The organism is Streptomyces sp. NPDC104367, assembly GCF_055583825.1.
On record NZ_JBVJND010000023.1, the window covers coordinates 125,323 to 145,015 of the forward strand.

The 19,693-nt window shown below is 72.6% G+C and carries 16 protein-coding genes; 3 read left to right on the forward strand and 13 right to left on the reverse strand.

Features of this window, described 5'->3' with window-relative positions; genetic code table 11:
- Positions 1-405: 405 nt before the first annotated feature.
- Entirely contained in the window at positions 406-1,101 is a 696-nt protein-coding gene (pdxH, locus tag ACZ619_RS30550; RefSeq protein ID WP_469605625.1) for a pyridoxamine 5'-phosphate oxidase, read from the reverse strand.
- Between the two features lie 140 nt (positions 1,102-1,241).
- Between pdxH and ACZ619_RS30555 the strand changes: the two genes are divergently transcribed.
- Entirely contained in the window at positions 1,242-2,342 is a 1,101-nt protein-coding gene (locus ACZ619_RS30555) for a citrate synthase 2 (RefSeq protein ID WP_469605628.1), read from the forward strand.
- Between the two features lie 125 nt (positions 2,343-2,467).
- Here the strand turns inward: ACZ619_RS30555 and ACZ619_RS30560 are convergent, their stop codons facing one another.
- From ACZ619_RS30560 to ACZ619_RS30595, 8 genes are read right to left on the reverse strand one after another with little or no spacing between them, the layout of a single operon-like run.
- Entirely contained in the window at positions 2,468-3,094 is a 627-nt protein-coding gene (locus ACZ619_RS30560; protein WP_469605631.1) for a TetR/AcrR family transcriptional regulator, read from the reverse strand.
- Positions 3,082-3,816, reverse strand: a complete 735-nt coding sequence (locus tag ACZ619_RS30565) for an enoyl-CoA hydratase family protein (protein WP_469605636.1) — start codon at positions 3,814-3,816, stop codon at positions 3,082-3,084. Before ACZ619_RS30565 ends, ACZ619_RS30560 begins: the two co-directional genes overlap by 13 nt.
- The gene (locus tag ACZ619_RS30570; RefSeq protein WP_469605640.1) at positions 3,813-5,408 is read right to left on the reverse strand and encodes a 4-coumarate--CoA ligase family protein; all 1,596 of its coding nucleotides are present in this window, start codon (positions 5,406-5,408) and stop codon (positions 3,813-3,815) included. Before ACZ619_RS30570 ends, ACZ619_RS30565 begins: the two co-directional genes overlap by 4 nt.
- Positions 5,409-5,434: 26 nt before the next feature.
- Positions 5,435-6,601, reverse strand: a complete 1,167-nt coding sequence (locus ACZ619_RS30575; protein ID WP_469605644.1) for an acyl-CoA dehydrogenase family protein — start codon at positions 6,599-6,601, stop codon at positions 5,435-5,437.
- Between the two features lie 57 nt (positions 6,602-6,658).
- Entirely contained in the window at positions 6,659-8,530 is a 1,872-nt protein-coding gene (locus tag ACZ619_RS30580; protein ID WP_469605648.1) for an acetyl/propionyl/methylcrotonyl-CoA carboxylase subunit alpha, read from the reverse strand.
- Between the two features lie 9 nt (positions 8,531-8,539).
- Complete coding sequence (locus ACZ619_RS30585; RefSeq protein WP_469605650.1) at positions 8,540-10,138, reverse strand: acyl-CoA carboxylase subunit beta; 1,599 nt, start codon at positions 10,136-10,138, stop codon at positions 8,540-8,542.
- Positions 10,135-11,829 (reverse strand): acyclic terpene utilization AtuA family protein, encoded by a 1,695-nt coding sequence (locus ACZ619_RS30590; RefSeq protein ID WP_469605653.1) that lies wholly within the window; start codon positions 11,827-11,829, stop codon positions 10,135-10,137. The genes ACZ619_RS30585 and ACZ619_RS30590 overlap by 4 nt, the downstream gene beginning before the upstream one ends.
- Entirely contained in the window at positions 11,826-12,620 is a 795-nt protein-coding gene (locus ACZ619_RS30595; RefSeq protein WP_469605656.1) for a TIGR03084 family metal-binding protein, read from the reverse strand. The genes ACZ619_RS30590 and ACZ619_RS30595 overlap by 4 nt, the downstream gene beginning before the upstream one ends.
- Positions 12,621-12,970: 350 nt before the next feature.
- On the opposite strand from ACZ619_RS30595, the gene ACZ619_RS30600 reads away from it, so the two are divergent.
- Together ACZ619_RS30600 and ACZ619_RS30605 are read left to right on the forward strand one after the other, a co-directional pair.
- Complete coding sequence (locus ACZ619_RS30600; RefSeq protein ID WP_469605753.1) at positions 12,971-13,951, forward strand: permease; 981 nt, start codon at positions 12,971-12,973, stop codon at positions 13,949-13,951.
- Positions 13,948-14,721 (forward strand): TIGR03943 family putative permease subunit, encoded by a 774-nt coding sequence (locus ACZ619_RS30605; RefSeq protein ID WP_469605659.1) that lies wholly within the window; start codon positions 13,948-13,950, stop codon positions 14,719-14,721. The genes ACZ619_RS30600 and ACZ619_RS30605 overlap by 4 nt, the downstream gene beginning before the upstream one ends.
- Here ACZ619_RS30605 and ACZ619_RS30610 read toward each other — a convergent pair.
- The 4 genes from ACZ619_RS30610 to ACZ619_RS30625 form a co-directional block, all read right to left on the reverse strand.
- Complete coding sequence (locus ACZ619_RS30610) at positions 14,691-15,686, reverse strand: EamA family transporter (protein WP_469605664.1); 996 nt, start codon at positions 15,684-15,686, stop codon at positions 14,691-14,693. The genes ACZ619_RS30605 and ACZ619_RS30610 overlap by 31 nt on opposite strands.
- Positions 15,687-15,806: 120 nt before the next feature.
- A complete protein-coding gene (locus tag ACZ619_RS30615; protein WP_469605668.1) occupies positions 15,807-17,972 on the reverse strand; it encodes an ABC transporter ATP-binding protein in 2,166 nt (721 codons plus the stop codon).
- Positions 17,973-18,066: 94 nt separating this feature from the next.
- On the reverse strand, positions 18,067-18,189 hold the full coding sequence (locus ACZ619_RS30620) for a hypothetical protein (RefSeq protein WP_469605670.1): 123 nt from the start codon (positions 18,187-18,189) through the stop codon (positions 18,067-18,069).
- A 276-nt stretch (positions 18,190-18,465) separates the two neighbouring features.
- A complete protein-coding gene (locus ACZ619_RS30625) occupies positions 18,466-19,593 on the reverse strand; it encodes a lipid II:glycine glycyltransferase FemX (RefSeq protein ID WP_469605673.1) in 1,128 nt (375 codons plus the stop codon).
- Positions 19,594-19,693: the final 100 nt, after the last annotated feature.

Here is a 19,693-nt window from a genome sequence, read left to right on the forward strand (position 1 = left end):
CGGCGCGTCGTTTCACTTTCTGCCCTTCATTCAACTCGAACGTGACGCAGCCCACATCGTGTTCCCGCAAGATTGAAGGAATCGTTGTACGCCCCCGGCCGGAGGCCCGTCCGCCGGCATCGCGAAAAAACAGTTGAGCCCTTCCCGACGACTTCCTAGAGTGGCTGTCACTTCGGAAGGGAGGTGGTTCGGTAAATGTATGCATATCGGACGGAAGAGGTGGCTGCGGGCTGAAGGCTCGCCACCACACGATGTGCGGTGCCGGACCGGCGTGCGCGAGATGCACGCAGCCGGCCCAATCCAACGCAGTCACCCGACCCGCGAGTTCGCCGGCACGTCCGGCCGGCTCCTCCGCCCAGGCGGAGGGACCCGAACTCGCGGGTCGTCTGCGTGTGCGGGCCCGTCTCAGGGGCTGAGGCGCTCCACGTGCCAGGTGCCGTCGGGGTCGGCGACGTAGCGGAGGCGGTCGTGGAGGCGGTCCTGGCGGCCCTGCCAGAACTCGACCGTCCGGGGGGCGATGCGGAAGCCGCCCCAGTTCGGCGGGACCGGGACCTGTTCGCCCTCGGAGTAGCGGGCGCTCAGCTCGGCGTAGGCCGCGTCGAGCTCGGCGCGGGAGTAGATGACCGAGGACTGCGCGCTGGCCCAGGCGCCCAGCTGGGAGCCGTGCGGGCGGGTGCGGAAGTAGGCGGCGGTCTCGTCGCGGCCGGTGCGGCGGGCGGTGCCGGTGACGATGACCTGGCGGGCGATGGCGTGCCAGGGGAAGAGCAGCGAGACGTACGGGTTCGCGGCGAGGTCCCGGGCCTTGCGGGAGTCGTAGTTGGTGTAGAAGACGAAGCCCTGGGCGTCGTACCGCTTCATCAGGACCGTGCGCGAGCTGGGGCGGCCCTCGGCGTCGGCGGTGGAGACGACCATCGCGTTGGGTTCGTAGATCATGCCGTCGGCGGCCGCCCGCGCGGCCTGCTCGAACCAGCGGGTGAACTGGTCCATGGGGGTTGCGGCCAGGTCGCCCTCGGCGAAGCCCTCGGCCCGGTAGTGCTTGCGCATCGCGGCGGGGTCGAGGACGGGGTCGTCGGAGGCGGCGGCGGCGTCACGGTCGGTCACGCGGTCATCTTGCCGTATGGCTCCGCGCGCCACCGGGGAACGGCATCGGATGTGGCACTGAGTGCCGCTGGACTCCCCAAGTCTGGCACTCGGGGTTATGGTGCAGTTGCCTCCGACCACACCACATGAGGAGCCGCCCCATGTCCGACTTCGTACCTGGGCTCGAAGGAGTCGTCGCGTTCGAGACGGAGATCGCCGAACCGGACAAGGAGGGCGGCGCCCTGCGCTACCGGGGCGTCGACATCGAGGATCTGGTCGGACACGTGTCGTTCGGGAACGTGTGGGGGCTGCTGGTCGACGGGGCCTTCAACCCGGGGCTGCCGCCGGCCGAGCCGTTCCCGATCCCCGTCCATTCGGGTGACATCCGCGTGGACGTGCAGTCCGCGCTCGCCATGCTCGCCCCCGTGTGGGGGCTCAGGCCGCTGCTCGACATCGATGCCGGGCAGGCCCGGGACGACCTGGCGCGGGCCGCGGTGATGGCGCTGTCGTACGTCGCCCAGTCCGCGCGCGGGCAGGGGCTGGCGATGGTGCCGCAGCGGGAGATCGACAAGGCGCACTCGGTCGTGGAGCGGTTCATGATCCGGTGGCGGGGCGAGCCCGATCCGAAGCACGTCGCCGCGGTGGACGCGTACTGGACCTCGGCGGCCGAGCACGGGATGAACGCGTCCACGTTCACGGCCCGGGTCATCGCCTCGACGGGGGCCGATGTCGCGGCCGCGCTGTCGGGTGCGGTGGGGGCCATGTCGGGGCCGCTGCACGGCGGTGCGCCGTCCCGGGTGCTGGGGATGATCGAGGAGATCGAGCGGACCGGGGACGCGGAGGGGTACGTCAGGCGGGCGCTGGACCGGGGTGAGCGGCTGATGGGGTTCGGGCACCGGGTGTACCGGGCCGAGGACCCGCGGGCGCGGGTGCTGCGGCGGACGGCACGGGAGCTGGGGGCGCCGCGGTTCGAGATCGCGGAGGCGCTGGAGAAGGCGGCGCTGGAGGAGCTCCACAACCGCCGGCCGGACCGGGTGCTGGCGACGAACGTGGAGTTCTGGGCCGCGATCATGCTGGACTTCGCGGAGGTGCCGGCGCACATGTTCACGTCGATGTTCACCTGCGCACGGACGGCGGGCTGGTCGGCGCACATCCTGGAGCAGAAGCGGACCGGGCGGCTGGTCCGGCCGTCGGCGCAGTACGTGGGGCCGGGGGTGCGCAGGCCGCAGGACATCGAGGGGTTCGCGGACATCGCCCACTGAGTCGCCCGCAGGAGTGTGCGGGCCGCTGAGTCGCCCGCGGGGGTGTGCGGGCGGCTGCGGGTGCGTCGTGGCCGGTCGCGCGGTTCCCCGCGCCCCCGGAGAGCGGGCCCTTCGGGCCCTGCTCCTCATCCCAGGGTCTCGTCGAGCAGCAGCGCCCACTGCGTCACCACCCGCTCCCGCCGCCCCCTGTCGTCCGTCAGGAGGTTGGCCAGGCCCAGGCCCCTCGCCATGTCCAGGAGGCCCTGGACCGTCTCACGGGTGCCGGGGCGGGACTCGTCGGCGGCCAGGAGGTCCACGGCGATGCGGTGGGTCTCGCGGCCGACGCGGGCCTCCAGCTCGGTGACCTGGGAGCGGAGCTGCTCCTCGTTGGAGGCGGCGACCCAGAGGTGGAGGGCGGCGCGGAAGAGGGGGCCGGTGTAGAGGTCGACGAGGGCGGAGACGACGGCTCTGCGGTCGCCCGCCGCGCCGTCGGGGAAGAGGGCGCGGATGGCGGTGGAGCGTTCTTCGGCGACGTACTCGACGGCCGCCGTGAAGAGGTCCTCGCGGGTCGGGAAGTGGTGCTGGGCGGCGCCCCGGGAGACGCCGGCGCGTTCGGCGACGACGGCGACCGTGGAGCCTGCCCAGCCGTGTTCGGCGAGGCAGGCCACGGCGGCTTCCAGGAGGCGCTGCCGGGTGGCCCGGCTGCGGTCCTGCTTGGGGGCGCGGTCCTGCTGAGGACCGCGCCCGTGTTCCGCCGTGCTCACACCACCCACGCCGCGTCCCGTCGTTCGAGGAAGGCCGTCATCCCCTCGCGGGCCTGGTCGGAGGAGAACAGCCGGGCCGAGAGCGCGGTCAGGTGGGCCGCGTCCCGGTCGAATGTCTCCAGCACCCTAGCCGTGAGCAGCTGTTTCGTCTCGGCCAGGGCCTGGGGGGCGGAGCGGCGGATGCCGTCGAGGACGGGGGCGAGGGCGGTGTCCACGTCGTCGGCGACGGTGGTGAGCAGGCCGAGGCGGACGGCTTCGGCGGGGTCGAGGCGTTCGCCGGTGAGGTAGTAGCGGGCGAGGGCGCGGGGGTCGGTGCGCGGCAGGAGGGTCAGGGAGATCACGGCGGGGGCGACGCCGATGCGTACCTCGGTGAAGGCGAAGGTGGAGCCGGCCGAGGCGGCGGCGATGTCGCAGGCGGCGAGGAGGCCGAGGCCGCCCGCGCGGACGTGGCCGGTGACGCGGGCGACGACCGGCTTGGGCAGCTCGACGATCTGGCGCAGGAGCCCGACGAGGGCGTCGGGGTGGGGCGGGTCGCGCAGGTCGGCGCCGGCGCAGAACGTGGTGCCGGTGTGGGTGAGGACGACCGCGCGGACGTCGGGGTCCTTGGCGGACTCGGTGAGGGCCTCGGCGAGTTCGGCGACGAGGGCGGCGGACAGGGCGTTGCGGGTGGCGGTGGAGTCGAGGCTGAGGGTGGTGACGGCTCGCTCGCGGGTCTGTCCGATCAACGTCATGGGCCCTCCTCGGGTTCCCCGGTCTTCGCGAGGTCGCGCAGTTCGCGGCGGAGTATCTTCCCGGAGGCCGCGCGGGGGACCCCGGTGACGAAGGTGACCTTGCGGACGCGTTTGTAGGGCGCGACGCGTTCGGCGACGTAGAGCATGGTCTCGTTCTCGGTGAGGTCGTCGGCGGCGGGCTGGCGCACGACGAAGGCGTGCGGGATCTCGTTGCCGTCCTCGTTGTAGGCGCCGATGACGGCGGCGTCGGCGATGCCGGGGTGGGTGAGCAGGAGTGCCTCCAGTTCGGCGGGGGCCACCTGGAAGCCCTTGTACTTGATGAGTTCCTTGACGCGGTCGACGACGTAGAGCCAGCCGTCGGCGTCGACGTGGCCGACGTCCCCGGTGTGCAGCCAGCCGTCGGTGTCGATCATCTCGGCGGTGGCGTCGGGACGGCCGAGGTAGCCCTTCATGATCTGGGGGCCGCGGATGGCTATCTCGCCGCGTTCGCCGGGGGCGGCGTCCTTGTGGGGGTCGTCGAGCGAGACGATCCGCATCTCGGTGCCGGCGATGAGCTTGCCGACGGTGCCGGGCGGTGCCTGGTGCATGGCGTCCAGGGGGACGACGTGGGTGCCCGGCGAGAGTTCCGTCATGCCGTACGCCTGTGCGACCGGCGGCAGGCCGAGCCGCTGGGAGCAGGCGGCGGCGAGCCGGGCGTCCAGGGGCGCGGCGGCGCTCATGACGTACTGGAGGGACGACAGGTCGTACTGCTCGACGAGCGGGTGCTTGGCGAGGGCGAGGACGATCGGCGGGGCGACGTACAGGCCGGTGATGCGGTGGTTCTGGATCGCCGCGAGGAAGGTCTCCAGCTCGAAGCGGGGCAGGACGACGACGGTGGCGCCCGAGCGCAGGGGCGCGTTCATGAGGGCGGTCAGGCCGTAGATGTGGAAGAAGGGCAGTACGGCGAGGATGCGGTCGCCGGGGCCCGCCGGGACGGAGGACTCCAGCTGGGCGAGGTTGGTGCCGATCTGCCGGTGGGTGAGCATCACGCCCTTGGGGACGCCGGTGGTGCCGGAGGAGTACGGCAGCGCGGCGACGTCCTCGACGGGGTCGATGTCGACCTGGGGCTCGGGGGCGGTGGAGCCGAGCATGTCGATGAGGCTGCGGTGTCCGGGCGCGCTGTCGCAGACGAATATCTCGGCTATGCCGCCGGCCAGTTCGGCCGCACGGCGGGCCGACTCCAGGAGCGGTGAGACGGTGACGATCCAGCGGGCGGCGGAGTCGCCGAGCTGTTTGGCGAACTCCTCGGGGGTGGCGAGCGGGTGCACGGTGGTGACGGAGGCACCCGCGCGCGTGGCCGCGTAGAACGCCGTCGGGAAGGCGACGGTGTTCGGGCTGTGCAGGGCGAGGACGTCGCCCTTGCGGACGCCCGCCTCGGCGAGTCCGGCCGCGACCCGCCGGTGGAACCGGTCCAGTTGCTCGTACGTGAGGGTGGTGCCGTCCGCGCCGTCGATCAGGGCGGGCGTGTCACCGTACTCGGCGGCCCGGCCCAACACCGCCTCGTGGATGGGGAGTTCTACGGGCGGAACGTCTGCGTACTCACTGCGGAACACGGTTCCTCCAAGGCGGGCGCGGCGGCCTAGTACGACTTGGGCAGGCCCAGGGTCTGGTGGGAGACGTAGTTGAGAATCATCTCCCTGCTCACCGGAGCAATACGAGCCACACGCGCGGCTGTTATCAACGAGGCGAGCCCGAATTCCCGGGTCAGTCCGTTGCCGCCGAGGGTGTGCACGGCCTGGTCGACGGCCCTGACGCAGGCCTCCCCGGCCGCGTACTTCGCCATGTTGGCGGCCTCACCGGCGCCGATGTCGTCCCCGGCGTCGTACAGGTGCGCCGCCTTCTGCATCATCAGGCGGGCGAGTTCGAGGTCGATGTGCGCCTGGGCGAGGGGGTGCGCGATGGCCTGGTGGGCGCCGATGGGGGTCTTCCAGACGGTGCGGTCGCGCGCGTAGCCGACGGCCTTGGCGAGGGCGTGGCGGCCCATGCCGATCGCGAACGCGGCCGTCATGATCCGCTCGGGGTTGAGTCCGGCGAACAGTTGCAGCAGGCCGGCGTCCTCGTCGCCGACGAGTGCGTCGGCGGGCAGCCGTACGTCGTCCAGGGTCAGCTCGAACTGCTTCTCGGCGGCGCTGAGTTCCATGTCGATGGGGCGCTTGTGGAAGCCCTCGGCGTCGGTGGGGACGAGGAACAGGCAGGGCTTGAGGCGTCCGGTGCGGGCGTCCTCGGTGCGGCCGACGATCAGGACGGCGTCGGCCATGTCGACGCCGGAGATGAAGACCTTGCGGCCGGTCAGCAGCCAGTCGCCGGTGTCCGGGTCGCGGCGGGCGGTGGTGGCGATGCGGTGGGAGTTGGAACCGGCGTCGGGTTCGGTGATGCCGAAGGCCATCAGGAGCGAGCCGTCGGCGAGGCCGGGGAGCCAGGTGCGCTTCTGTTCCTCGGTGCCGAAGCGGGAGATCACGGTGCCGCAGATCGCGGGTGAGACCACGAGCATGAGCAGCGGGGAGCCGGCGGCGCCGAGTTCTTCGAGGACGATGGAGAGTTCGGTGATGCCGCCGCCTCCGCCGCCGTACTCCTCCGGGAGGTTGACGCCGAGGTAGCCGAGCTTTCCGGCTTCCTGCCAGAGCTCGGTGGGGTGGCGGCCCTCGGCGGTGGTGCGGGTGATGTAGTCGCGGCCGTACTTGGCGCCGAGGGTGGCCACGGCCGCGCGGAGTGCCTTGTGTTCGTCGGATTCGATCTGGGGGGTCACTGTGGCTCCTTCGGGTGGCGGGATCGTATGTGGTTGCTCGCGCGGCTCCCCGCGCCCCTAGAGGGGCGCCTGCACTACCGCCAGCAGGGAGCCGGGCTCCACCTGTTGGCCTACGGCCACCCTCAGTTCGGTCAGGGTGCCGGTGACCGGGGCCGTGATCCGGTGCTGCATCTTCATCGCCTCCAGCCAGAGGAGGGGTTGGCCGGCCTCCACCGCGGAGCCCGCCTCCAGGCCCTCCGCCACCCGTACGACCGTTCCCGGCATGGGGGCCAGCAGCGAGCCCGGGGCGAGCTGGGCCTTCGGGTCGGGGAAGCGGGGCAGGGCGGTGAGGAGGGTGTTGTTGACGTGGACCTGGTCGCCGTACCGGGCGACCTCGAACTTGCGGTGCACACCGTCGATGTCGAGTACGACGAGACGCGCGCCGGCGTGCACGACCCGTACGCCGTCCGCCGTGAGGCCCTCGCGCGCGTGATGGTAGTGGACCTCGTGCTCCTCGCCGGCCATGAGGTAGCGCTTGGTCTGCGGCTGGGAGGGGACGTTGCGCCAGCCGCCGAAGCGGGAGCGGCCCTGGGCGTCGGCGAGGGCTGCCGCGAGGGGGGCGTACGGGTCGGGGGCGGGCGCGGTGAGGGCGGCGTGGTGGCGGTCGTAGAAGCCGGTGTCCATGCGGGCGGCCGCGAACTCCTCGTGGCGCAGGGAGCGGACGAGCAGGTCGCGGTTGGTGGTGGGGCCGTGCAGGGTGGTGTTCTCCAGCGCGTGCGCCAGCTTGCGCAGCGCTTCCGCGCGTGTGGGGGCGTGCGCGACCGCTTTCGCGAGCATGGCGTCGTAGTGCACGCCGATCGTGTCGCCGTCGGTGCAGCCGGTGTCCAGGCGGACGTTGCCGGGGACGGCGAGGCGGTGCAGGGTGCCGGTCTGCGGGGCCCAGTCGCGGGCGGGGTCCTCGGCGTAGAGGCGGGCCTCGACGGCGTGGCCGCGCGCCTGCGGCGCGTCGGGCGGGAGGGGGTGGCCCTCGGCGACGCGGATCTGTTCGGCCACCAGGTCGAGGCCGAAGACGGCCTCGGTGACGGGGTGTTCCACCTGGAGGCGGGTGTTCATCTCCAGGAAGTGCGCCGTGCCGTCGGCGACGAGGAACTCGACGGTGCCCGCGCCGACGTACGCGACGGCGCGCGCGGCGCGCACGGCCAGCTCGTACAGCTCCTGTACGAGCTCCTCGGGGAGTCCGGGCGCCGGCGCCTCCTCGATGACCTTCTGGTGCCTGCGCTGGAGTGAGCAGTCGCGGGTGCCCAGCGGCCAGACGGTGCCGTGCGCGTCGGCGAGGATCTGCACCTCCACGTGGCGGCCGCGTTCGATGTAGGGCTCGACGAAGACCTCGCCGTCGCCGAAGGCGCTCGCGGCCTCGGCGCGCGCGCCCTCCAGGGCGGCGCCCAGTTCGTCCAGGCGGCGCACGACACGCATGCCGCGCCCCCCGCCGCCCGCGGCCGCCTTCACGAGCACCGGCAGGTCCGCGGCCGTGACCTCGCCCAGGGGCGCGATGCCCATGAGTTCCTTGGCGCGGGTCTTGGACGCCATCGCCTCGATCGCCTCGGGGGGCGGCCCGATCCAGACCAGGCCGGCGTCGAGGACGGCGCGCGCGAAGTCGGCGTTCTCGGAGAGGAAGCCGTAGCCGGGGTGCACGGCGTCCGCGCCGGCGCTCACGGCGGCCTTCACCACCAGGTCACCGCGCAGGTAGGTGTCGGCGGGGGCGGCGCCCGGCAGCCGTACGGCCGTGTCGGCCACGCGCGCGTGCAGGGCGTTCTCGTCGGCGTCGGAGTGCACGGCGACGGTGCTGACGCCGAGTTCGGCGCAGGTGCGGAAGATCCGGCAGGCGATCTCGCCGCGGTTGGCGACGAGCAGGGTCGATATCGACGTGGTCGACGTGGGCAGCGTGGTCATCGTGGTCCCTCACATCCGGAAGACGCCGAAGCCGCCCCGCGCGCCTTCGTAGGGGGCGGTGTGGATGGCGGACAGGCACAGGCCGAGGACGGTGCGGGTGTCGCGCGGGTCGATCACCCCGTCGTCGTACAGCCGCCCGGACAGGAACATCGGCAGCGACTCGGACTCGATCTGCTGCTCGACCATGGCGCGCAGGGCGGCGTCGGCGTCGTCGTCGTAGGGCTGCCCCTTCGCGGCGGCCGACTGGCGGGCGACGATCGACAGGACGCCGGCGAGCTGCTGCGGGCCCATGACGGCGGACTTGGCGCTGGGCCAGGCGAACAGGAACCGGGGGTCGTAGGCGCGGCCGCACATGCCGTAGTGGCCGGCGCCGTAGGAGGCGCCCATGAGGACGGAGAGGTGCGGGACGCGGCTGTTGCTGACCGCGTTGATCATCATCGCGCCGTGCTTGATGATGCCGCCCTGCTCGTACTCCCTGCCGACCATGTAGCCGGTGGTGTTGTGCAGGAAGAGGAGCGGGATGTCGCGCTGGTTGGCGAGCTGGATGAACTGGGCGGCCTTCTGGGACTCCTCGGAGAACAGGACGCCCTGGGCGTTGGCGAGGATGCCGACCGGGTAGCCGTGCAGGGCGGCCCAGCCGGTGGCGAGGCTGCTGCCGTACAGGGGCTTGAACTCGTCGAAGTCGGAGGCGTCGACGATCCGGGCGATCACCTCGCGCGGGTCGAACGGGGTCCTCAGGTCGCCGGGAACGATGCCCAGCAGTTCCCCGGGGTCGTACTTGGGCGGTTCGGCGGGGCCCGGATCGGGGTGCGCCTTGCGGTGGTTGAGGCGGGCGACCACCCGCCGGGCCTGGCGCAGGGCGTCCGGTTCGTCGACGGCGAAGTAGTCGGCGAGACCCGACACGCGCGCGTGCATCTCCGCGCCGCCGAGCGACTCGTCGTCGCTCTCCTCGCCGGTCGCCATCTTCACGAGCGGCGGTCCGCCGAGGAAGACCTTGGCGCGCTCCTTGACCATGATCACGTGGTCGGACATGCCGGGGACGTAGGCGCCGCCCGCGGTGGAGTTGCCGAAGACGACGGCCACGGTGGGGATGCCGGCGGCGGACAGGCGGGTCAGGTCGCGGAAGATGGCGCCGCCCGGGATGAAGATCTCCTTCTGCGAGGGCAGGTCGGCGCCGCCGGACTCGACCAGGCTGATGCAGGGCAGCCGGTTGGCGAGGGCGATGTCGTTGGCGCGCAGGGCCTTCTTCAGCGACCAGGGGTTGCTGGCGCCGCCGCGCACGGTCGGGTCGTTGGCGGTGATCAGGCACTCCACGCCCTCGACGGTCCCGATCCCGGTGACGAGCGAGGCGCCGACGGCGTAGTCGCTGCCCCAGGCGGCGAGCGGGGACAGCTCCAGGAAGGGGGTGTCGGGGTCGAGGAGGAGTTCGATGCGCTCGCGGGCGAGCAGCTTGCCGCGCCCCCGGTGCCGGTCGACGTACTTCGGGCCGCCGCCGGCGAGGGCCTTGGCGTGCTCGGCCTCCAGGTCGGCGAGCTTGGCGAGCATGGCGTCGCGGTTCGCCCGGTGGTCGGGGGCGTGGGTGTCGAGGGTGGTCTCGATGACCGTCACAGCAGGGCCTCCGGGATGTCCAGGTGGCGGGAGCGGAGCCATTCGCCGAGGGCCTTGGCCTGGGGGTCGAAACGGTGCTGGGCGGCCACGCCCCGGCCGAGGATGCCCTCGACGGTGAAGTTGAGGGCGCGGAGGTTGGGGAGCGGGTGCCGGGTCACGGTCAGCTCCGCCGCCTCGGGGACGAGCCGGCGGAAGACGTCGACGGTGAGGGTGTGCGCCAGCCACCGCCAGGCGTCCTCCGAGCGGGCCCAGACGCCGACGTTGGCGTTGCCGCCCTTGTCACCGCTGCGGGCCCCGGCGACGAGCCCGAGGGGCGCCCGCCGGGTGGGCCCGGCCGGCAGCGGTTCGGGCAGCGGCGGTCCGGGCGGGTCGGCGAGGACGAGGGTGTCCCGGGCCGGCGGTACGGCGATCCGCCGGCCGTCGTCGAGGACGGCCACGTGGGGCACCTCCCCCTGGGGGACGTACCCGTCCTCGAAGACCCCGTAGGGCGCGCCCTTCCCGGGTGGCGCGAGCACATGGAAGCCGGGGTAGCTGGCGAGGGCCAGTTCCACGGCGGCGCCGCTCAGTGCCCGGCCGACGGCCTCCGGGTCCGGGTCCCGTACGACGAGCCGGAGCAGCGCGCTGGCGGTCTCCTCGGTGCCGGCGTCGGGGCGGTCGGTGCGGGCCAGTTCCCAGCGGATCTCGGAGGGGCGCGACTTGGCGAGCGCGAGGGCTTCGCCCATCTGCTCCCGTACGAGTGCGGCCTTGGCCTCGACGTCGAGTCCGGTGAGCACGAAGACGACCTCGTTGCGGAAGCCGCCGAGCAGGTTGCGGCCGACCTTGAGGGTCGGGGGCGGGGCCTCGCCGCGCACGCCCTCGATGCGGACCCGGTCCGGGCCGTCCTGGCTCAGCCGGACGCTGTCCAGGCGGGCGGTGACGTCGGGTCCGGCGTACCGGGGGCCGCCGGTCTCGTACAGCAGCTGGGCGGTGACCGTGCCGGTGTCGACGAAGCCGCCGGTGCCGGGGTGCTTGGTGATGACGCAGCTGCCGTCCTCGTGGAGTTCGGCGAGCGGGAAGCCGGGGCGCCGGACGTCCCGGCCGGTGGCCCGCGCCTCGGCGAAGAACGCGTAGTTGCCGCCGGTGGCCTGGGTCCCGCACTCCAGGACGTGGCCGGCGACGACGGCGCCCGCGAGCCGGTCGTACTCGTCGGGCCGCCAGCCGAAGTGGGCGGCGGCGGGCCCGGTGACCAGGGCCGCGTCGGTGACCCGGCCGGTGACCACGATGTCGGCGCCGGACCGCAGGCACTCGGCGATCCCGAAGCCGCCGAGGTAGGCGTGGGCGGCGAGGCTGCCGGGGTGGGCGGCGGTGAGGTCGTCGCCCTCCACGTGGGCGACCCGCACCGGGATGCCGAGCCGCCCGGCCAGCAGCCGTACGGCGTCGGCGAGTCCGGCGGGGTTGAGGCCGCCGGCGTTGGTGACGATCCGCACGCCCCGCTCGTGGGCCAGGCCCAGGCAGTCCTCCAGCTGGCGCAGGAAGGTGCGGGCGTATCCGGCGGCGGGGTCCTTGAGGCGGTCACGGCCGAGGATGAGCATGGTCAGCTCGGCCAGGTAGTCGCCGGTGAGGACGTCGAGCGAGCCGCCGGTGAGCATCTCGCGCAGCGCGTCGAAGCGGTCGCCGTAGAAGCCGGAGGCGTTGCCTATCCGCAGGGTCACGGGGTGCCGCCCCTCGGGGTGCGGCCGGGGCCGGGCAGGCCCGCGAAGGCCTGGGCGATGTCCAGCCAGCGGTCGGCGTCGGGGCCGGTGGCCTCCAGGGCGAGGTCGGCGCGGTGGGCGCGCTGGGTGACCAGGAGACAGAAGTCGAGGGCGGGGCCGGTGACCCGGTCGTCGGCGTTCTCGGGTCCGTACACCCACAGCTCGCCGGAGGGGGCGGTCAGTTCGACGCGGAACTCCTCGAAGGGCGCGGGCAGTCCGTGCACGCCGAAGGCGAAGTCGCGGGTGCGGACGCCGAGGCGGGCGATGTGGCGGAGCCGGTCGGTGGGGGTGCGGGTCACCCCGAGCGCGTCCGCGACGTCCAGGCCGTGCGCCCAGGTCTCCATGAGCCGGGCGGTGGCCATGGAGGCGACCGACATGGGCGGGCCGTACCAGGGGAAACGTGCCCGCTCGGGTGCCGCGCGCAGCGCCTCGGCCAGGGCGTCGCGCCCGGCCCGCCAGTCGGCCAGCAACAGGGCGGGCGGCTTGGCGGCGCCGTCCTCCGCGCCGTTGTCCACGAAGTCCCCGGGCGCGGCCAGCGCCTTCTCGACCTCGCGGGCGAAGGCGTCCCGGTCGGTCACCGCCAGCAGCGAGGAGTGGTCGGTCCAGGCGAGGTGGGCGATCTGGTGGGCGACGGTCCAGCGGGGCGCGGGCGTGGCGAGGGCCCACTGCTCGGCACTCAACTCGGCTACCAGCCGGTCGAGTTCCGCGCTCTCCTCCCGCAGGTCGTCGATGACGGGCGTCGGATCGGACATGGGGAGGAGCATGGCAGCGCACCCAGAAACAATCAAGCGTGCTTGCATTAATTCGGCCGACGGCCCACCCCGGGGCCTCCCGGCGGTGCTCCGCATGGCACTCCGCATAGTGCTCCGCGCGGTGCTCCGACAGGTGTTCCAAGTGGTCTGCCGTGGGCGTTCCTTGGGGGCTTTCGGGGCTTTCCTTGGGGGAACCCGTCGCGGTGCCGACGCCGTCATGCCCTATGTTCGATGGGAACATCCGGCGATGGAGTGATGTGTGGGGCGGGCGGGGCGTGCGGAGGACCGATGAACTCGCCGTGGGGGCGGAGACCACGCTCGTCGTAGCGGATGCGGCGGGCGGGCAGCAGGTGGCCGAGGAGGCGCCGGCGCGTGAACTCCCGCGCTTGTGGCCGCTGTTGCTGGTGGCCGCCGCCGTCGTGCCCGGCACCGCCCTCTTCCTGCTCGGCCAGGGCGTGAGCAAGGCGGCGCTGGACGCCTGGCAGACGGTGTGCCTCGCGGTCGCCGTGCAGGCGACACCCTTCCTGCTGCTGGGTACGGCGCTGTCGGGGGCGATCAACGCGTTCGTGCCGGAGCGGGTGTTCACCCGGCTGCTGCCGAAGCGGCCCGCGCTGGCCGTGCCGGTCGCCGGGGTCGCCGGGGTGGTGCTGCCGGGGTGCGAGTGCGCGTCGGTGCCGGTGGCGAACAGCCTGATCGGGCGCGGGGTGACACCGGCCGCCGCGTTCGCGTTCCTGCTCTCCGCCCCCGCCGTCAACCCCGTCGTCCTGACCGCGACCGCCATCGCGTTCCCGGGCAGCCCCGCCATGGTGCTGGCCCGGCTGCTCGCCTCGCTGGTGACCGCCGCCGTGATGGGCTGGCTGTGGCTGTGGCTGGGCCGGGAGGAGTGGCTGCGGCCGGCCGTGCGGCACAGCGGGCACACCCCGGGGTACAGCCGCTGGACGGAGTTCCGGCGCGCGTTCCAGCACGACTTCCTCCAGGCGGGCGGCTTCCTGGTCGTGGGCGCGATGGCGGCGGCGACCTTCAACGTGGCCGTGCCGCGCTCGGTGCTCGACACGTTCTCCGGGTCGCCGTGGCTGTCGGTGCTGTTCCTGGCGGCGCTGGCGATCATCCTGGCGGTGTGCTCGGAGGCGGACGCGTTCGTGGCGTCCTCGCTCACCGGCTTCTCGCCCACCGCCCGGCTGGCGTTCATGGTGGTCGGCCCCATGGTCGACCTGAAGCTGATCGCGTTGCAGGCGGGCACGTTCGGCCGGGCCTTCGCGGCCCGTTTCTCGGCCGCCACGACGGTCGTCGCGGTCCTGTGCAGTGCGGTGGTCGGAGGGGTGCTGCTGTGAGACGTCCGCTTCAGGTGACCCTGCTCGTCCTCAGCGGCCTGGGGCTGCTGCACTCCTCCCTCTTCACCGACCTGTGCCTGCGGTACGTCAAGCCCGGGATGCGTCCGCTGCTGGTCGTGTCCGGGTTCGTGCTGCTGGCGCTGGGCGTCGCGGAGGCGGCGGCACGGGAGGGCGGGCAGCGCCACGGCAGCCACGGTGACCACGCGGATGGCGCCGGACCGCACGACGGCGGGGAGGGCCACCACGGTCACGACCACTCGGCCGTGCCCCGGGTCGCCTGGCTGCTGCTGTTCCCCGCGCTGAGCCTGCTCTTCTACGCCCCGCCGGCGCTCGGCGCGTACACCGCCGCCCGGCAGCCCGCCAGGGCGGTGCCGGAGCAGGACGGCTTCGACCCGCTGCCCGGCACCTCGCCGCTGCCCCTCACGCTGACCGACTTCACCACGCGGGTGCAGCAGGACCGCACGCTGGCCATCAGGGGGCGGACGGTGCGGATGAGCGGGCTGGTCACGCCCGTCGCGGGGGGCGGGAGCTGGGACCTGACCCGGATCATCATCTCGTGCTGCGCGGCCGACGCGCAGTCGGTGAAGGTGCGGATCTACAGCGACAGCGTGCCGCCCGCCGACACCTGGGTGTCGGTCACCGGGAGCTGGCACCCGGGCGGGAGGCTGGGCACGAAGTCCGCACCGGTCGCGCTGGACGCCCGGACCGTGAAGAAGATCCAGCGCCCGGCGAACGGCTATCAGGACGCGCTGCCGCTGCCCTCCGGCTGAGGGCCGCCGGCCGCGCGGCGGCCGCGGCCCACCTGGGTGCGGACCGCGCCGATGCTCGCCGCGATGACGAGGGCGATGGCGGCGGCCTCGGTGGCCGTCAGCGCCTGGTCGAGGATGAGGAACCCGGCGGTGGCGGCGATGGCCGGTTCCAGGCTCATCAGGATGGCGAAGGTGTGCGCGGGCAGGCGGCGCAGCGCGAGGAGTTCGAGGGTGTAGGGCAGTACGGAGGAGAGGATCGCGACCGACGAGCCCAGGGCGACGGTGGTCGGGTCGAGGAGCCTCGTGCCGGCGTCGGCGATGCCCAGCGGGAGGAAGAGCAGGGCCGCGACGGCCATGGCCAGGGCGAGCCCGTCGGCCTGCGGGAAGCGGCGGCCGGTCCGGGCGCTGAAGACGATGTAGGCGGCCCACATGGCGCCGGCGCCCAGGGCGAAGGCGACACCCGCGGGGTCGAGGTCGCCGAAGCCTCCGCCGCCGAGGAGGAAGACGCCGGCCAGGGCGAGCGCCGCCCAGACCGCGTTGACCGCACGCCGGGAGGCCAGCACGGACAGGGCGAGCGGGCCCAGCACCTCCAGGGTGACGGCGGTGCCCAGCGGGATGCGGTCGACGGCCTCGTAGAAGAGGCCGTTCATCGCGCCCATGGTGACACCGAAGGCGATCACCGTGCCCCAGTCGGTGCGGGAGTGGCCGCGCAGCCGGGGCCGGCAGACGACGAGCAGCACCACGGCGGCCGCGAGGAGCCGCAGGGTCACCACGCCGAGCGCGCCCGCCCTGGGCATCAGGGTGACCGCGAGAGCACCGCCGAACTGCACGGAGATGCCGCCGGCCAGCACCAGGCCGACGGGACCGAGCGAGCCGAGCGAGCCGAGCCGGCCGCGCGCCCCGCCCCCGGACGCGGGTGCGGAGGCGGGCGGCGCGGCCACGGGAGCGGGGGTGGGCGTCGGCTGCGAGGTGCTGGGGGTGGTCACGGGCGGTCCAGTAAGGGTCGTCGTTCATTGCGATGCACTTTTCAGTCCAGGGTAATGGACCCAAACAGGTGCGTAAACCCTTTATGGAACTGTCCTGCCCCGGCCGCCTCCCGCCTTCGCTCAGATGCCCGGCCAGGGCTCCTCGTCGCGGAACAGGGGGCGGCCGTCGGGGAGGGAGGTGGGCATGCCCGCGCCGTAGTCGGCCTCCATGGGGACAGGGGGCTGCACGGGGGGCTCGTACATGGGCTGGGGCCACAGACCGGCGGCCGCGTAGACGTCCTGGTCGTACATGTTCCCGTACGGCTGGTACTGGTAGCCGTACCCGCCGCCGCCCTGCGCGTGGGCCTGGGCGTGAGCCGTCGCGTAGACGGGCTGGGCCGCCGGTGCGGCGTGTGCGGCGTGTGCGGCCGGTGCGGCGGGTTCGGTGAAGAGGGGGAGCCGGAGTTCGCCGGTGTCCATGATCGCGTTGTTCTGGGAGCGGTGCAGCCGGGAGTACGCGCCGCCGCGGCTGAGGAGTTCGTCGTGGCGGCCGGTCTCGACGATGCGGCCCCGGTCGACGACGAGGATGCGGTCGGCGTCGGGGGCGAGGTTGAGGTCGTGGGTGATCATGATGGTCGTACGGCCGGTCATCAGGCGCCGCAGCGGCTTGACGACGCGGCGCGCGGCCATCGCGTCGAGGCCGGTGGTCGGCTCGTCGAGGACCAGGACGGGCGCGTCGCGCAGGATCGCGCGGGCGATGGCCAGCCGCTGGAGCTGGCCCCCGGACAGACGGGCCGAGTTGGGGTCGACCCTGGTGTCGTAGCCCTCGGGCAGCTTCATGATGAAGTCGTGGGCGTCGGCCGCCCTGGCCGCGTCCTCGATGGCCTGGTCGCTGGCGCCGGGGCGGCCGCAGGCGATGTTGGCGCGCACGGTGTCGTGCAGGACCAGGGTCTCCTGCGGGAGCAGGGTGATGTACTCGCGCAGCCGGGCCAGCGGGAAGTCGCGGATCGGGACGCCGTCGAGGAGGACCTCGCCGCTGTCCGGGTCGTAGAAGCGGAGCAGCATCTTGGAGACGGTGGACTTGCCCGCGCCGCTGGGGCCGGTGATGATCACGAGCTCGCCGGGGCTGACGGTGAAGGAGAGCCCCTCCAGGGCGGTCCTGTCGGCGCCCGGGTAGCGGAAGCCGACCTCGCGGAGTTCGACGGAGCCGTCGGGGCGGCCGGAGTCGGTGCCCCGCCTCGGGTCGGTGACCGAGGGCCGCACGTCGAGGATCTCGATGAGCCGTTCCGCGCCCGCCGTGGCGGCGGTGATGGTGAGGCCGAGCTGGGCGAGGCCGCGCACGGGCGGGTAGAGGTAGCCGAGGAAGGCGGAGAAGGCGAGGAGCTGACCGAGGGTCATACGGTCGGTGGAGATCTCCCAGACCCCGATGCCGATCACCGCGAGGACGCAGATCGTCTCGATGACCTGGACGAGCTGCTCGTAGGCCTCGTTGAGCCGGGAGGAGCGCACGGAGGCGCGGAACCAGGCGGTGGCCTCCTCGTTCAGCCGCCGGCGCTCGGCGTCGCGCCGGTCGTACGCCTGCGTGAGCACGATGTTGCCGAGCGACTCCTCGACGACGGAGGTGATCGCGCCGTCGGCGACCCGGCCCTCCCTCGACACGTCCTTGATGGAGCCGGAGAAGCGGCGGGCGGCCAGCCAGAACAGCGGGGCGAGGACGAAGGTGGCGGCGGCCAGGTCCCAGCGCAGCCAGAACGCGGCGGCCGCGTAGAAGATGGCGCTGAACAGGGCGGACGCGGCGCCGATGAGACCGGACACGACCATGGTCTCGATCGCCTCGACGTCGCTGGTCAGACGGGAGAGCAGATCGCCCTGACGGTGGCTCTGGAAGAAGTGCGGGGGCAGCTGCTGGACATGGTCGAAGACGTGTTCGCGCAGCCGCATCACGAAGCGCTCCGTCGCCCAGGCGGCGAGGGAGTTTCCGGCGTACCCGACGACCGCGCCGACGGCCGCGACGGCCAGCCACTTGCCGGCCGGGCTCCAGAAGGCGGCCAGCGAGCCCTTCTGGAGGGCGTGGTCGGTGAGGTCGCTGAAGAGGAGGATGGCCTCGGTCTCGGCGAGCGCTGCGATCACCGTGCACACCCAGACGATCATCAGCCACTTGCGCAGGCCACGGGTCAGCGGCCAGAAGCGGCGGAAGGCCGCGCGGGCCGGGATGGTGGGCGTGTACTCGTCGTCGTCTTCGTCCTCGTATTCCGAGCCGTCGACTTCGTACTCGTATTCCGCGCCCTCACTCTCCTTTGCACGCATGACGCATCCACCTCCACTGTCCGACGTCGGAATTACCGAATTTCAGGAGCGAAAAAGGACCGACGGCGAGCCGTCGGTCCTTTTTACAGCTGACTCAGTTGTCCTGGCCGGGGATCGGCTTCGGAGCCGGCTTCGGAGCCTTCTTCTTGGGCTTCGGCGGCGGGGGCAGCTGCTTGTTGGCCTTGGGGGGCAGCGGGGCGAGCTTCTTGAGGCTCATTCCGACTCCTTGAGAGTTTCGAAGTACAAGTGGTACGAGAATTCTCTTGGGCAATGTGCAGGGATTTCGGATCGTCATCCTCGGCAATCCCCGCCGCCCGACAAGGAAGAACTTACACGGCTCAGATCCCAAGCAACGGCAAAGTCGGCTTCCGAACGGCAAACAGGTGCTGTGAATACCTGGGTAACAGCTGTATAACGACCCCGAACCTGAGAGTTGTCCTGCGAACCTGAGAGTTTCCTTATGACGCGGGGCGGTCGGAGCTCCGGACCGGTCTCACCGGCGGGCCATGTACAGGTCGAACGCCTTGTGGAGCAGCTTGTTGAGCGGGAAGTCCCACTCGCCGAGGTACTCCACGGCCTCCCCGCCGGCCCCGGCCTTGAACCGGAGCAGCCCCAGCAGGTGGTTGGACTCCTCCAGGGTGTCCGTGATGCCGCGGAAGTCGTAGACGGCGGCTCCGAGTTCGTGGGCGTCGCACATCATCCGCCACTGCATGGCGTTGTTGGGCTGGACCTCGCGCCTGCGGCCGGTGGAGGCGCCGTAGGAGTACCAGACGTGGTCGCCGACGGTGAGCATGGTCGCGGCGGCGAGGATCTCGCCCTCGTGGTGGGCGAGGTAGAGGCGCATGCGGTCGGGGTGTTCGGCGGCGAGGGCGGTCCACATCCGCTGGAAGTAGGAGAGGGGGCGCGGGATGAAGCGGTCGCGCTCCGCGGTCTCGGTGTAGAGGGTGTAGAAGGCGGGCAGGTCCTCGGGGCCGCCCCGGACGACCTTGACGCCCGCCTTCTCGGCCTTCTTCACATTGCGCCGCCACTGCTGGTTGAGGCCGCTCCGGATGTCGTCCAGGGAGCGTCCGGCGAACGGCACCTGGAACACGTAGCGGGGCTGGCCGGCCGCGAAGCCCTCCTCGCCGCCCGCCTCCGCCTGCCGCCAGCCCAGCCGCCGCAGCCGGTCGGCGAGTTCGAGGGCGCGGGGGTCGTACGAGGTCGCCTCGGCGTCCGCGAGCCGCCGGGCGGCCGGATCGGCGATCGCCGCCTTGACCGCCTCCGCGCTCCACCGCCGTACGACGACGGGCGGGCCCATCTTCACGGAGAACGCCCCGCGCTCCTTCAGATGGGCCAGCAACGGGTCGAGCCACCGCTCCGGCCGCGGGTCGTGCCAGTCGATGACGGGGCCCTCCGGCAGGTACGCCAGATACCGCTTCACCTTCGGCACCGGCCGCAGCAGCACCAGCCCGACCCCGGCCATCCGCCCCTCCCCGTCGAACCACCCCACGCTCTCCGCCCGCCAGTCGGGCTTCACGTCCCCCCAGGACGGCACCTGCATATGGCTGACGGCGTGGCGCGTCCCGACGAACGCGAGGTGCTCCGCACGGGAGACGGGCTGAAGACGAAGGGCGGCTGTCATGCTCAAGGCTCCTGGAGTTCGCGTTTCCCTGACACGCTCAAGAACAACAGACACCCCCACCCCCACCCCAGCTCCCACGCCCCTGCGAACGTGCCCCCAT